Annotated in this window: 10 protein-coding genes; 6 read left to right on the plus strand and 4 right to left on the minus strand. The window is 34.5% G+C overall.

The window, feature by feature from the left end; all coding sequences use genetic code 11:
- Positions 1–84: 84 nt before the first annotated feature.
- Complete coding sequence (gene rhlB / locus J3U00_RS07390; RefSeq protein WP_267332045.1) at positions 85–1,311, plus strand: ATP-dependent RNA helicase RhlB; 1,227 nt, start codon at positions 85–87, stop codon at positions 1,309–1,311.
- A 95-nt stretch (positions 1,312–1,406) separates the two neighbouring features.
- Here the strand turns inward: rhlB and J3U00_RS07395 are convergent, their stop codons facing one another.
- Positions 1,407–2,024: a TfoX/Sxy family protein gene (locus tag J3U00_RS07395; RefSeq protein ID WP_065562868.1), complete on the minus strand. Its 618-nt coding sequence runs from the start codon at positions 2,022–2,024 to the stop codon at positions 1,407–1,409.
- 319 nt (positions 2,025–2,343) lie between these two features.
- On the opposite strand from J3U00_RS07395, the gene J3U00_RS07400 reads away from it, so the two are divergent.
- On the plus strand, positions 2,344–3,000 hold the full coding sequence (locus tag J3U00_RS07400; protein ID WP_141673941.1) for a hypothetical protein: 657 nt from the start codon (positions 2,344–2,346) through the stop codon (positions 2,998–3,000).
- On the opposite strand, the gene glnB is transcribed toward J3U00_RS07400, so the two are convergent.
- Both glnB and J3U00_RS07410 read right to left on the minus strand, forming a co-directional pair.
- Complete coding sequence (gene glnB / locus J3U00_RS07405) at positions 2,993–3,331, minus strand: nitrogen regulatory protein P-II (protein ID WP_034883030.1); 339 nt, start codon at positions 3,329–3,331, stop codon at positions 2,993–2,995. The genes J3U00_RS07400 and glnB overlap by 8 nt on opposite strands.
- A gap of 23 nt (positions 3,332–3,354) precedes the next feature.
- Positions 3,355–4,962 (minus strand): NAD+ synthase, encoded by a 1,608-nt coding sequence (locus tag J3U00_RS07410; RefSeq protein WP_416379904.1) that lies wholly within the window; start codon positions 4,960–4,962, stop codon positions 3,355–3,357.
- 113 nt (positions 4,963–5,075) lie between these two features.
- On the opposite strand from J3U00_RS07410, the gene aroB reads away from it, so the two are divergent.
- On the plus strand, positions 5,076–6,155 hold the full coding sequence (gene aroB / locus J3U00_RS07415) for a 3-dehydroquinate synthase (protein WP_267332047.1): 1,080 nt from the start codon (positions 5,076–5,078) through the stop codon (positions 6,153–6,155).
- A gap of 248 nt (positions 6,156–6,403) precedes the next feature.
- Complete coding sequence (locus tag J3U00_RS07420) at positions 6,404–7,474, plus strand: 3-deoxy-7-phosphoheptulonate synthase (protein WP_267332048.1); 1,071 nt, start codon at positions 6,404–6,406, stop codon at positions 7,472–7,474.
- Positions 7,475–7,535: 61 nt separating this feature from the next.
- On the opposite strand, the gene purL is transcribed toward J3U00_RS07420, so the two are convergent.
- Positions 7,536–11,438, minus strand: a complete 3,903-nt coding sequence (gene purL, locus J3U00_RS07425; protein ID WP_267332049.1) for a phosphoribosylformylglycinamidine synthase — start codon at positions 11,436–11,438, stop codon at positions 7,536–7,538.
- A 294-nt stretch (positions 11,439–11,732) separates the two neighbouring features.
- Here purL and J3U00_RS07430 point away from each other — a divergent pair, with 294 nt between their 5' ends.
- Entirely contained in the window at positions 11,733–14,744 is a 3,012-nt protein-coding gene (locus tag J3U00_RS07430) for a DUF2339 domain-containing protein (protein ID WP_267332050.1), read from the plus strand.
- Between the two features lie 131 nt (positions 14,745–14,875).
- Positions 14,876–16,282, plus strand: coding sequence for a DUF3999 family protein (locus J3U00_RS07435; protein WP_267332051.1), 1,407 nt, complete (start codon positions 14,876–14,878; stop codon positions 16,280–16,282).
- Positions 16,283–16,330: the final 48 nt, after the last annotated feature.

The raw sequence follows: 16,330 nt of genomic DNA on the forward strand, positions 1-16,330 counted from the left end.
TTTAATAGGACATAATTATTAGTGAAGTTGTTGTATTTAGTATGCTACAATTACCGAATTCTGATAATTATATTCTAAACAATAATGATTCAATCATATCTTACAAAAACAACTTTCAATCAATTTCCCTTACACCCATTAGTCATAAAAGCGTTGGAGAAAAAAGGTTTCGTTTACTGTACCCCAATTCAAGAACAAACATTGCCATTTACAACAAAAGGAATTGACATTGCAGGGCAAGGACAAACTGGAACGGGTAAAACGATTGCGTTTTTGGCATCAACATTTAATCATTTATTGAATAATGCTCCATTACCCGATCATAAATCTAATCAACCAAGAGCAGTCATTATTGCTCCAACACGTGAGTTAGTTGTACAAATATACAATGATGCTCAACCTCTTTCAGAAGAAACAGGTATTAAATTAGGGCTAGCTTATGGCGGTGATGGTTATGATAAGCAACTCAAGATGCTTTCTGCTGGTGTTGATGTATTAATTGCAACCACAGGAAGACTCATCGATTATGCAAAACAAGATTATATTAATTTAGGTGCAATCCAAGTTGCAGTTCTAGATGAAGCGGATCGTATGTTTGATTTAGGTTTCATCCGTGATATCCGATGGATATTTAGACATATGACATCGCCACAAAATCGTCTAACCATGTTATTTTCAGCGACGTTAACTCACAATGTTCGTGAATTAGCTTTTGAATATATGAACGAACCACAATATGTTGAAGTTGAGCCTGAACAAAAAATTGGTCACAGAATAAAAGAAGAGCTGTTTTTTCCATCAAACGAAGATAAATTAGCTCTCTTACAAACTCTTATTGAAGAAGAGTGGCCTGACCGTAGCATTGTATTTGCTAATACTAAAGTTGCCTGCGAAAAAATCTGGCGTCATTTAGTTGCAGACGGCCATAGAGTAGGACTACTTACTGGTGATATTGCACAAAAAAAACGTTTATCCATTCTTGATAAATTTACCCAAGGAGATCTTGATATTTTAGTAGCAACAGATGTTGCTGCCCGTGGTTTACATATCCCAAATGTAACCCATGTTTTTAACTATGATCTTCCTGATGATTGTGATGATTATAGACATCGAATAGGTCGTACAGGACGAGCCGGTGCCGAAGGTTATTCAATTTCATTAGCTTGTGAACGTTATTCACAAAACTTACCTGCTATTGAAAAAGCCATTGATCATACTATTCCTGTTAGTCAATATGATCCTCAGGCGTTATTAACTAATTTACCAACACCTAAACCATTCAAAAGACCAACTCGTAGAAAACCATCATAATAGAGATCGTTGGTTAAACCCTAAATAGCATCGAATTTAATACCATCATTAAAACTAAGTTTAATGATGGTATTTTCCTTATAAAAAGGAATTGATTAAATCAAATCTTGTTTTGTATTCAAGAAATTCTGATAAGCTAATTCAATTTCTTCTTTAGATTCGGATGATAATGTTCCTACATGCCGATCATGTTGAGCTCCATATAAACCAAACAGAACATTAATTGACAGTTTTGGATTTTTACTTTTTATTCGATAAAAAGTTTCCAAATAACCGACTTCTTTAAATGTTCCTATATCGGTAATATCAGAGCTTACCATCAATTTTTCCAAAGAAACCGTCATGTTGGGTAAAGATTTTAAACGACTTTGGTATTTAGCTACTTTTTCGTCTAGATCTTGTTTTGCATATTCAATGACCATTTTCACTATATCATGCAATTTTTTTCGATCTTGGCGTAACGCATCACTTGCTTTATAGTAATCAAGCAATTTATGTGATCCATCAAATACCAGATCAAGTGGTTGCATACCGAGTTCAACAAACATTGAACGATATTTATCATGAGCTCTCAAATAAACATCATTTTGATCGACCCAAGCAAACATAACTGATTCACTATTAAGACTAAATCCTCCAAAAAATGACCTTAATGAAATGTCTTCAATGCAAGAAAACTCCTGTTTAATATTCACTGCTAATGTTTTAAGCATATAAATTCCCTTTTCACTTACCTTTTCAAATAACTTTAACTAATATGTTTATGCTAAACTATATTAATTTGATTAATATTAAAACAACTAATTAACATTAATTAATAAATATGGGATCTGTCTTCCATAAATGAATATTTGTTTGATTTGTACTTGATTAATTAAATTTTTTTTGCTCTAAAAATATTTGAAGGCCTTTTTGGTGGTTAAATATTTGTCAAATCTTAATATTTCTTAAAAAAAGAAAAAACGGTTTAACATTGTTATTCTGTTGTAATAATTATACAATCAAAGACAATTAACTAAATGGTATCTATTTTTGTCAATTTCAATCAACATGCTCAAAAACGTTATAGTCCCACTTTTTATGTTTTGTTCATTTGCCGTATCAGCAGATAAAATACCGCTGATTGAAGAATTGACATCCTGTAACCCTGACTTTTTTAATCATGTCTATCAGCATAGAGAAGAGTTAAAAAATCATACTAATGTTGAAATTTTTAATCATAATCAAGCTTATATTCCAGTTGAAAACCGCACAGACACGAACAACAACTTCATTTATTTCAAAACGCCAATTCAATATAAAAACTTAAAACTTATCGGTTATTATGATAGTGCGATGGATTTGAAAAAGATGGGGAAATATTATTTCTGGGGATTCATCATTGATAATGATATGAATGAGATACGTGAAAGTTTGGATTTTTTAGAGTGGAAAAATATGGAAGATAATCTTCTGTATATTGCCAATCCAAGAATTCGAAATATTACTGACGATATCCAGGTTTGGCATAAAAACACAGGGACAGTAGTTGGAGTAAAAACAATACCAGCTCCAAATACTACCGAAAAGTTATTACTGCTTGAAAAAGGTGATAATATGCAACTCCTTATTTGTTCGATTCAAGGCGTTGTCACCAATAATCTACTTAGGCAAGAACGTCCCGATATTCAAATCAATAAAGTTAAATAGCTGACTCATCCATTTCACCAGTACGTATACGAATTACTTGCTCAACGTTATAAACAAATATCTTTCCATCACCAATTTTACCTGTTTGAGCAGTTTTCATGATAGTCTCAATACATGTTTCTAAAATATCGTCAGCGACAACAAGTTCTATTTTTACTTTTGGTAAAAAATCAACCATATATTCAGCACCACGATAAAGCTCAGTATGCCCTTTTTGGCGACCAAAACCTTTCACTTCAGTAACGGTCATCCCCGTAATTCCTTGATCAGCAAGAGCTTCTCGAATATCATCTAGTTTAAAAGGTTTAATAATTGCTTCAATTTTTTTCATATTTTTTTGCCCTTAATTCGAGATTACCAATTCTTAAATCCAAAAGCAGAAGTAATTGGATATCGTCTACCTTTACCAAAATTACGAGTCGTAATTTTAGGACCTACTGCTGATTGACGTCTTTTATATTCGTTAATATCAACTAATTTAATCACTCGCCTTACAGTTGTTTCATCATAACCTTGCGCAACCAGTTGTTCAACGGAAAAATCGTGTTCAACATAGCCTTTTAATATCCCATCTAAAATATCATATGGAGGCAAACTATCTTCATCTTTTTGATCTGGTGCAAGTTCAGCTGAAGGTGGGCGTGTAATGACTCGTTCAGGAATGACAGGCGATCTACTATTTCGATATTTAGATAACGCAAATACCATGGTTTTAGGTACATCTTTAAGTACATCAAAACCACCAGCCATATCACCATAAAGTGTTGCATAACCAACCGACATTTCACTTTTATTGCCTGTCGTTAAGACTAATCTACGACGTTTATTTGAAAGCGCCATTAAAATTACACCGCGGCAACGCGCTTGTAGATTTTCTTCAGTTGTATCTTTTTGTGTCCCCATAAACATCGGCGTTAAAGAAGACATAAAAGCATCAAACATCGGTTCAATTGAAATAATATCAAATTCAACACCCAATATTTCAGCCTCTTCTTTTGCATCAGCAATACTAATATCTGCCGTATATCGGAACGGCATCATAACCGCTTGTACTTTATCTTTACCCAAAGCATCAACTGCAATTGCCAATGTTAAAGCGGAATCAATTCCACCAGATAATCCCAATACAGCACCTTGAAAACCATTTTTAGTAATATAATCGCGAGTCGCTAAAACTAATGCATCGTAAACATTTGCTAATGGATCTCTTTTAGAATCAACAACTGGTTTATAATCATATCCAAGATAAAAAATAAAAATTTGTTCTTCAAAAAAGTTGAGCTGATGAACGATATGGCCTTTATCATCACATACAAATGAGCCACCATCAAAAATAAGTTCATCTTGACCACCAATTTGATTCACATAAATAATTGGTAAGCCAGTTCTTAAAGCATGTTGTTTTATAAGCTCTTCGCGATGCTTTTGTTTTTCATAAGCATAAGGTGAAGCATTAATAGAAATAACCAGATCCGCCCCCTGAGCACTAATTTGATCAATAGGCTCACATTGCCAAAGATCTTCACAGATCAATAAACCAATTTTTTTACCTTTGAAATCGATAACACAAGTCTGCTCACCAGCACTAAAATAACGTTTTTCATCAAATACATCATAATTAGGTAACTGCTGTTTATGATAACATGCCAATTGTTGCCCTTCAGAAAACAACGATAACGCATTATGAATCACGCCATCTTGCCAATGAGGATGACCAACAATAATGCTACATTGTTGACTAGCTTGCTTGATAGTTAATAAAGCTTGTTGACAACGAATTTTAAAATCATCGCGATAAATTAAATCTTCTGGAGGATAACCACAAATTGCAAGCTCAGATAAAATAATTAGATCATTAGAGGAATAGTTTTGTATCAGTTCAATGATTTGCTGAGTATTACCTTCAATATCACCTACACGCCAATTTTTTTGTGCTAACACGAAAGATAAAGTCATATAAATTCAACATTACAGAAAAAAATTGCCAATAAGTTTAAATGATTCTAAGTTGCGCTGCCACTTTTTTATCGTTAACATTAAAGATTAAATTGGCATGAACTTATCTGGAAATAATTATGCAAAAAACCCTAAATGTAGCGTTAGATAATCGCAGTTATCCCATCACTATTGGTGAAAACTTACTTAGTCAATTTGAATATTTCAAACTACATAGTGGCCAGAGAGTCCTTATTGCTACAAATGACACTATTGCTCCAATTTATTTACAGCAATTAATTAAAATGCTTGAAGATCATGGGGTCAAAACTGATTTCATTATTGTTCCTGATGGCGAGCAATACAAAACTATGGAAACTTGGAATAAAATCTTGACCGCTTTACTTGCCAACAATCATACTCGCAGCAGCATACTTATTGCACTGGGTGGTGGCGTTATTGGAGATGTGGCAGGTTTTGCAGCTTCCGCATATCAACGTGGCATAAAATTTATACAGGTTCCTACTACTTTATTATCTCAAGTAGATTCTTCCGTTGGTGGTAAAACTGCAATTAATCACCCTCTAGGTAAAAATATGATTGGTGCATTTTATCAGCCACAATCAGTCGTAATTGATATTAATTGTTTAAAAACTTTACCACAAAGAGAACTTTCAGCAGGTCTAGCTGAAGTGATTAAATATGGCATTATAATGGATTGTGAGTTTTTTAATTGGCTGGAATTGCATATAGAGGATTTACTTAATTTAGATGTCGATGCATTAAGTTACTGTATTTATCGTTGTTGTGAATTAAAAGCTCAGGTTGTCGCTGCTGATGAAACAGAACAAGATATGCGCGCTATATTAAATCTTGGCCACACCTACGGCCATGCAATTGAAGCTGAGCTTGGCTATGGGAATTGGTTACATGGTGAAGCAGTTAGTGTTGGAATGCTAATGGCAGCTCAAACAGCTAAGTTACTTGGCAAATTTACTGATGAAGATTTTGATCGGATTAAAAAGTTATTAATTAAGGCCAAATTGCCAGTAAAAAGACCTACACAGATGCCAAATGAATCTTATATTCCTCACATGTTACGAGATAAGAAAGTTCAATCTGGGCAAATTAGATTAGTTTTACCGGCTAAAATAGGTTCTGTTGAAGTCATTGATGTTATTGATAAACAATTAATATTAAAAGCAATATCTTCTATTTAAATCTTAGTTAACCTCATTGATATACGAGTACTTGTAATTAATTCAAGTATTCGTACACATTTGTTTCCACTTATGTGAATTAAATCTTTAAAGTGTAAACAAGTATTTACACTTTGATATTATATTTTATCTAACAATAAGTAAAATTTTAATTTACTATTTTGTAATTTTGTGTTTACATATTAAGTGTTTATGTAATCAATATTTTACATATAAAAAATATGCATGATTTTAACAAGGAAAATAAAATGTTAAAAGACACACTAAATAATGTTCGAATTAGAGATGAGCACATGTTAATTACACCTGAAGAAATTAAGAATCTTTATCCATTATCATCAGAATTTGAAAATCAAATTGCTTCATCTCGTCAAACTATTGTTAATATTTTAGAACGTCGTGACCATCGATTACTTATTGTTTGTGGTCCTTGTTCTATTCACGATACTGAAGCCGCAATTGAATATGCACATAAACTAAAAAAACTATCTGATGAGGTTAAAGATAACTTATTTATCGTTATGCGTGTTTATTTTGAAAAACCAAGAACTACTGTTGGTTGGAAAGGTATGATCAATGACCCTCATATGGATAGTTCGTTCGATATCGAACATGGTTTAAAAAAAGCACGTAAATTACTTCTTGATATCACTAAAATCGGGTTACCAATTGCAACTGAAGCATTAGATCCAAATACACCTCAATACATCGGTGATTTAATTAGCTGGTCAGCTATTGGTGCAAGAACCACTGAATCACAAACTCACCGAGAAATGGCGTCAGGATTATCCATGCCAGTTGGCTTTAAAAATGGTACAGATGGTAGTTTAGATGTGGCGATTAATGCAATGAAATCAGCCTCAATGGCACATCGATTTGTAGGTATTAATCAACAAGGGCAAGTTACGGTATTACAAACTTTAGGTAATCCACATGGTCACGTGATCCTAAGAGGAGGAAAAACACCTAACTTTAATGCCGAAAATGTTGCATTATGTGAAGTTCAAATGAACAAGGCTAAATTAGTGCCTAATTTAATGATAGATTGTAGTCACGCCAACTCAAATAAAGATTACCGTAATCAACCAATCGTTGTAGACTCAATTATTGAGCAAATTAAGCAAGGCAACAATTCAATTATTGGTGTAATGATCGAAAGTAATTTATTTGAAGGAAATCAATCATCTGAACAACCAAAAGAAAACTTTAAGTATGGTGTATCAGTTACTGATGCTTGCATCAATTTTGAAACAACTGAGCAATTATTGCGAAAAATGAACAATGATTTAGCAAAGCCTCTAAATAATAGGCAAAAGTAACCGATTAAAGTTTATATTATTTTCATGGAACTAAATCGCCGACAGAAGTCGGCGATTTTTTTTATCCAAGTTGCTTGCGTGCATTGCGGAAAATTCGCATCCAAGGACTATCTTCGCCCCAATTATCAGGATGCCATGAATTGGTTACAGTCCTAAAAACTCGCTCTGGATGTGGCATCATTATAGTAGATCGACCATCACTTGACGTTACAGCTGTAATACCATTTGGTGATCCATTCGGATTTGCTGGGTACTGCTCTGTCGCTTTTCCAAAATGGTCAATATACCTGACTGCCACTAAACCTGAAGCCTCTAAACGAGTTAAATGATCTAAATCTCTAGTTTCAACTTGACCTTCACCATGAGAAACCGCAATAGGCATATGCGAACCAGCCATATCAGTAAAGAGTAATGAAGGACTTGATTGGATTTTGACCAAACTAAAGCGTGCCTCAAAGCGTTCCGATACGTTTCGCACAAAACGAGGCCATAACTCAGCACCTGGTATTAGATCTTTGAGATTTGACATCATTTGGCAGCCATTACATACACCTAATGACAAAGTATCATTACGATGGAAGAATTGCTCAAACTCATGGCGAACTTGTTCATTAAATAAAATAGACTTAGCCCATCCTTCGCCTGCGCCTAATACATCTCCGTAAGAGAAACCACCACAAGCAACGATGGTATTAAATTGATTCAATGTCACTTGCCCAGATAATAAATCCGTCATATGGACATCAATTGATTCAAATCCAGCTCGAGCAAATGCAGCAGCCATTTCAACATGCGAGTTGACTCCCTGTTCGCGTAAAATTGCAACTTTAGGCTTCACACCTTTGGCTATATAAGGTGCAGCAATATCTTGTTCTGAATCAAAAGTAAGGTGAACATTTAATCCCGGATCGTCATCATTTTGTTTGGCTTGATGCTCCTGATCAGCACATGCTGGATTATCTCGCAAACGCTGCATTTGCCAAGTGGTTTCTGCCCACCAAGTTCTCATGGTTAATCGAGATTCGCTATATACCACAGCACTGTTATTACGCACAATAAATTGCTGTCCGGCCTTAGCTGAACCTAATTTATAAATCGCATGGGACAGTCCAAAATGCTTAAAGCATGTCATGACTTCGTCTAAATCACTACCACGAATTTGAATAACTGCCCCTAGCTCCTCATTAAATAACGAGGCAATCACATCACTACCGAGAGAATGAATATCAACATCAATACCGCAATGCCCTGCAAATGCCATTTCAGCCAAAGTAACCAATAACCCACCATCTGAGCGATCATGATAAGCCAGTAGATAATTTTGAGCGACTAGCATTTGTATCGCTTGATAAAAATCAGCTAATTCTTTAGCGTCATGAACATCAGCAGTTCTTTGTCCAAGATGGCGATAAACCTGCGCCAATGCCGTTGCACCTAATGCATGGTGACCTTTAGAGAGATCAACAAACAACAATAGATTATCCTGATTGGTGCAAAGTTGTGGCGTAACCGTTTTACGTACATCTTCAACTCGAGCAAATGCCGAAATCACTAATGATAAAGGTGAAGTTACCGTTTTTTGTTCACCATTTTGTTGCCATGTTGTTTTCATTGACATGGAATCTTTACCAACCGGAATAGCCAGACCCAACGTTGGGCATAGTTCTTCACCAATAGCTTTAACTGCTTGATAAAGACCAGCATCCTCACCCGGATGACCTGCGGCTGCCATCCAGTTAGCCGAAAGCTTAATTCGCTTAATGTCGCCAATGTTTGTCGCCGCAATATTGGTAATTGCTTCACCAACAGCTAATCGTGCTGATGCAGCATAGTTAAGCAAAGCAACAGGGGCACGTTCCCCCATTGACATAGCTTCACCATAATAACTATCTAAACTTGCTGTTGTCACTGCACAATCGGCAACAGGCACTTGCCAAGGTCCAACCATTTGATCACGAGCGACCATTCCGGTTACCGAACGGTCACCAATCGTAATTAAAAAGGTTTTTTCGGCCACAACTGGTAAATGCAGTACCCGTTTCACTGCATCATATAAATTGATATCAGATGTAGAAAAATGGTCACCTTCGGCTTGGCTTGACTTTACATCACGTAACATTTTAGGGGTTTTACCAAGTAAAACATCTAAAGGTAAATCTATCGGATTATTATTAAAATGCTCATCATGTAAAACTACTGCTTTATTTATTGTAGCTTCCCCGATAACCGCATAGGGTGCGCGTTCACGTTTACAAAGTTCATCAAATAACTCAAGGCTTTCCGGATGAATAGCCAGTACATAACGCTCTTGTGATTCATTACACCAAATTTCTAACGGCGACATCCCCGGCTCATCACTTAATATTTTGCGCAATTCAAATTGGCCACCACAGCCACCATCACTAACCAGTTCAGGCATAGCATTAGACAAGCCTCCCGCACCCACATCATGGATAAATAAAATAGGATTTCTACCACCAAGCTGCCAGCAACGGTCGATGACCTCTTGGCAACGACGTTCCATTTCAGGATTATCACGTTGAACCGAAGCAAAATCGAGATCCGCATCCGATTGCCCAGAAGTCATTGAGGACGCAGCACCACCACCTAAACCAATATTCATAGCTGGTCCGCCTAAAACAATTAGTTTGGAACCAATAGGAAATTCACCTTTCTGGATATGTTCTCGACGGATATTTCCCATACCACCAGCTAACATAATTGGTTTATGATAACCTCTGACCTCTTCGCCATTAAAGCTGTTTACTTTTTCTTCATAAGTACGAAAATAACCTAACAATGCTGGACGACCAAATTCATTATTAAATGCAGCACCACCTAAAGGTCCATCCATCATAATATCGAAGGCGCTCACTATTCGATCCGGTTTACCAAAATCTTGTTCCCACGGTTGCTCAAAATTAGGAATTCGTAAATTTGAAACGGAAAAACCAACTAAACCAGCTTTGGGTTTAGCGCCTTTTCCAGTCGCACCTTCATCCCGAATCTCACCACCACTACCAGTTGCTGCTCCTGGCCAAGGAGATATCGCAGTTGGATGATTATGCGTTTCAACCTTCATGAGAATATCTGCATATTCCTGATGAAAATCGTAAGTTCGATTTTCATAATCAGCAAAAAAACGCCCCACTTTTGAGCCATCCATTACCGCTGCATTATCTTTATAAGCGGATGACACATAATCTGGCGTATTTTCAAAGGTGTTTTTTATCATTTTAAACAATGATTTGGGTTGTTTTATACCATCAATCACCCAATCAGCATTGAATATCTTATGGCGACAATGTTCAGAATTCGCTTGACCGAACATATAAAGTTCAATATCTGTAGGATTACGGTTTAATTTTTGGAAACTTTCAACTAAATAGTCAATTTCATCCGGCGCTAAAGCTAAACCTAATTTTACATTAGCCTCTTCTAAAGCATTGCGCCCTTTTCCTAATAAATCAACAATGGTTACTGGTTTGGGCTGTTCAGTCTTAAATAATTGCTGAGCTTGCTCAAAGCTACTTAATACCGTTTCCATCATTCGGTCATGAATTAATGAAAGAAAAGTATTTTGTTGTATTGCCGTTAAGGATGAACTAACTTGTACATAATAAGCAATTCCACGCTCTATTCGATGGATTTGTGATAGTCCACAATTATGTGCTATATCGGTGGCTTTAGATGACCATGGTGAGATAGTGCCTTCGCGTGGGGTAACTAAAAAGAGTATTTTATTTGCTGGATTTTCTATCTTTATCTGCGCACTTTTAGGACCATATTGTAACAGCTTATCCAAGGTTAAACTCTGTTCGGAAGTCAGTTCATCAATCAGATCGATAAAGTGAATATATTGAGCTTCGATATTGACAATGGGGATAGATCGTTCACGACATGAGGATAGAATTTTATTAATACGAAATGTCGATAGAGCAGAAGAACCAGCTAAAATTTTCATGCTAAGTACTCTTGTTAAGCAAAAAAAGGGAAAAAATAGAACAACATTATAAAAGTAAGTAGCTAAAAAGGCTATCTTAAAAATCATTATATGATTTAATAAAAAAGTTGAGGAACGGGGTTTTTGAAAGCTTATTGACTAATCTTTAATGTCATCAACAATGATATGCTAAATAAAAAAATAGTTGATTTATTGAATAATTATTGATTTACTGCAACTCACAAAAATATATATGTATTATCAACTTTTAAAAATATTGAAGTAGTAAGTATTTTTTAGTATAAGGAAAGTGGAGTGGAATTCATTTTTTATTTCCTCATTATTGCGCTGTTTATTGCGGTATTTGTCAATTTTGCTAATTTGAAGGAACAAATTACGGTCTTACAGACCCAGATAACAGAATTACATAAAAATCTTTTATCTCTTACACAGCAACTTTATCAATCAGATAAAACATATGTAGAAGAAGAAAGCAATACAACAAAAGTAACTGAAGAATTAGTAACAGATAATCCTCATGAAATTAAGGACGAAGCTATCCAAACAGAGATTGAACAAAAAACTGACATGGTTCAATCAACACAAAACATACCTAATGAAGAAATAACAGAAAACAATGTAGAATCATTAACTTCAGAAATAATACAGCCATTAAAGCCTTTTCTTCACCAAAAAGAAACATTCTCAAGTTTGGTGCTTAATGAGAAAAATGAACTCGTTTTAGTTGATACTACTCTGCAATCAGATTCAACAACAACCGATGAAAATACCTTGAGTGTTGAACATGATCAGCCAGAAGTCAAAACACAACCAATCACAGAACAATATCAACAAATTGATAACCAACTAGAGATTTCACAACCTAAATACGATCCGTTTGAATCATACCATAAACGTTCTCGTAATAATGAACCAAGTATTGCTTATGCATTGTTTAATTGGTTAATTAGAGTCAACATTATCACTAAAATTGCGATTATAATTCTATTTTTGGGACTGTCTTATCTATTCAAATACGGCATTGAACATCATCATCATTATCTTAAACCTGAAATTAGAGTTTTAGGTTCACTGATTTTAGGTATTGGTTTATTGGCTATTGGCTGGAAATTGCGCCTTAAACGCCAGATTTACGCGCTTATTTTACAAGGTGGGGCTATTGCAATTTTATATCTGACTATTTTTGCTGCCTTCAAGTTATATGACTTAGTCCCTGCTTTAATCACCTTTGCCGTTTTAGTTGTGATTTGTTCTACCAGCATCATATTTGCCATCTTGCAAAGAGCAATGAGCTTGGCAATCATTGCCTGTGTTGGTGGTTACCTAACACCAATTTTACTATCCGACGGTTCCGGTAATCATATTGCGTTATTTAGTTATTATTTAATGATTTCAACAGCAATTTTGGTAATCAGTATTACGCAATCTTGGAGAATTCTTAATCTATTGGGATTTATATTTACTTTTGTTGTATCGCTAGTTTGGGGAATAAAAAGTTTTACGCCAGAATTCTATACTGAATGCCAAATCTTCATTCTTATCAATTTAGTAATTTACGGTGTTTTAGCGGTATTGTTATCAATCCGAAGCATCAATAATCAAGAAAAAAACCAGAATACTATTGATTTGCTATTACTGTTTGGTGCTCCCTTATGCGGATTCGGATTGCAATATGCTATTACCCAACAATGGGAATTTGGCCCAGCATTTTCATCGCTTGGTTTTGGATTATTCTATCTTGTCGGTGCCTATATTATTCTCCATTTATGGAAATCATTAGCTAAAACAATATCGTTATATTGGCTGGCTATTGGTGTTTCATTTATTACATTATCAATTCCGCTTGCTCTTAGCGCCAATTGGACAGCTTCATTGTGGATGTTTGAAGGAACGGCTATTACATGGATTATGTTCTCACAAAAACACTACCGTACTGCTTTATTTGGTACATTAATCATGTTGTTAGGTATTATTTCTTCACTAATATCTTTGGAGCACAATCAATTAACGCCAATCCTGTACTCTTCACTTTTAGGAACTACTAGTATTACTTTATTTGTTAATGCTTGTTTATGGCACCACTATGGGCAAAAAAATGACATCACAAGATTAATCAAATTATCTTGCGTATCTATGTCTGTTGTTATATGGATGTTTTGGATTTTATTAAGTATTCCGTTATTCTTAAATCAAATCAGTTTAGAAACATCATTAATTGTATTATGTTTTACTGTTTCGTTTTGGTTATGGTACTTCATTGGTAAAAAGATTAATTGGAATATTATTTGTCATGGAATGATATTACTTTGGGTGGTGTTAGCAACATGTTTGCTAAGAAGTGAAGCTCTCTCATGTTATTATTTATCTAACTATGTCTATTTCAGTTTAGCTTGGATTATAGCCTTCATCAGTGGTTATGCTTATCTATATAAATTACAGACAAACCAAATAAATTGTAACACTGACATAAAGCATCTATTTATTTTATTACATATTTGTTTATTTTGGCTAATATTGCTTTGGCTGGCCCGCGAAATACTACATATATTTAATGAATTGCCTTGGGGGTATGAGGTAATAAAATGGAGTCTTTGGGCTACTATTGCAAGTGGAATCACTTTGCTATTCTATATTCTTATTAAACGCCAATATATTACTTCATTTTTATTAATAAAAAGTTATTGGTTAGTCGGTTTGCTACCACTTGTTGGTTACATGGTATACTATTTGATTATGGGTATTGGTATGAATGGACAAATTATCTATTGGCCTTATATCCCAATTATTAACCCGCTTGAAGAAAGTGCAATTTTTAGTTTAATCATGCTCTGCGTATGGTTAAAACTGTCTATGGGTTATTTGCAAATTGAAAATAAAACAACCAATTTTACTAACTTTAAAATACCACTACCTAATTTGATTGTAGTCTTGTTAATGACATTAACATTCCTTTGGTTTAACAGTATTGTTTTACGTTGCCTGAGTCAAGCATTTGATATCACCTGGAGTTCATATATCTTATGGCACAATAATATTGTTCAAATGACCGCATCACTCCTTTGGATGTTAACCGCCGTCATTTTGATTATGATTGGACACAGAGCTTCACTCCGAAAAATATGGTTTACTGGCCAATTAATTCAAATCATTGTTGTTATTAAGCTGATTTTTGTCGATATTCGAGAAATAGACGGTTTATTGAGAGCTTTTGCGTTTATTGGTGTAGCGTTGTTAATGTTATTAATTGGTTATTTAGCACCTTTACCACCAAAACAGAATGATGAAAGCTTGGTCGAAAATGAATAACAATCAAGATAAAAAACAATTTAAAATATTAAGCGAATATTTCGCAAATTCAGGAAGAACAGAATTAAATTATTTACAACAGAAATAACCACGAATTGCTGAATAGTATTTCAACTAATGGATAAAAAGTTATGAAAAAAATCTTATTAAGCTCGCTTTTGCTAATAAGTGGATTAAGTCATGCGGCTGATCAAACAAATCAATATGCCTATGGCGCTATGATAGAACTTAATGACAGTGGCAGTATGTATAACCGAATTGAGCTAACCCGTGATGTATATATTCAAGCATTATCTAGCACATTAGATGATGTTCGAGTTTTCAATCAAAAAGGCCAACCAGTCCCATTTGCATTAGTCAATGTATATCAGGAAAATGAGGAAAATAAAACTTTTCCAGTTACCGTTTATACGTTAAATAACAATCTTCAAACGGATGAAAATGATAATGAAGATGGGCAAGATGAAAAAAATCAATCTCTAGTTGGTCAATACAATATCAATATTAATAATAAGAATGTAAAAATTAATTTTGATAGCACCAATAAATCAGATGGGTATCAGGCAACATACTTGTTGGAAATTCCTAATGAGATTAAACTTGGCCAACCATTTAGTCGTTTATCTATCGATTTCGATAAAACACAAAATTGGAGGGCAACTGCAAACCTTCTTTATAGTAGCGATTTAAAAAGATGGCAAACTGCGATTGATAATGTTCCAATAATGTCTTTGACGGATAATAACAATAATCAATCATTAAATGTTAATACTATTGATTTACCTTCGGGTATGAATTTCAAATCTACCTATTGGATTTTACAATTAAAATCAGACAAGCAAATAGTGCCGAATATTAGAGGCGTAGAATTCACATCGAGAAAAGCAACACCAATAAGAGCACTTTATCCGATCAAATTAAATTTAATTTCAGCTGATGAACAAGAGGCAATTTATGAATTACCTACATCACTACCGATTAAAGAGCTTACTGTTAAACTTCCAAATGAGCGTACAATCTTACCTGCAAGTATCTTTTATAAAACCCATGATAATGATAAAACATGGCACAAACTTGATGATTTTATTTTTCGAAGCATAAGTGACTCTAATCAAAGCCAAACAATCAATATTAATAATTCAACTTTAAATATTAAACAATTAAAAATTAAAGCAATTAATGCGTCTTTAGATCAAGCACCCTATGTTACTGCTCATTTATACCGGATGAGTATTATCTTTAACAGTGCTAATAATGGACCTTTTATTCTCGCTTGGGGGGCGGCAAATGCTAAACCGGCATCTTTAAGTGAAAAAGCTTTACTGTCTGATACAATATCTGCACAAGATGTGCCTATGGCCCATTTAGGCGATAAAATAAAACTAGGCAACAAAAATGTATTATCTCAAACCGATGATAATTCAGACAAATCATCTTATTTATCTAAATGGCTAATTTGGATGGCTTTAATAGCAGGTGCACTATTTTTAATGCTTTTAGCTATAAAATTACTAAAAGAAGTAAAAAAAGTAGAATAATATCGCACCAGAGATGACAATAAAAACGCCAACTAAAGTTGGCGTTTT

It is taken from the genome of Gilliamella sp. B3127 (assembly GCF_026536935.1).
Lineage (GTDB): Bacteria > Pseudomonadota > Gammaproteobacteria > Enterobacterales > Orbaceae > Gilliamella > Gilliamella apicola_E.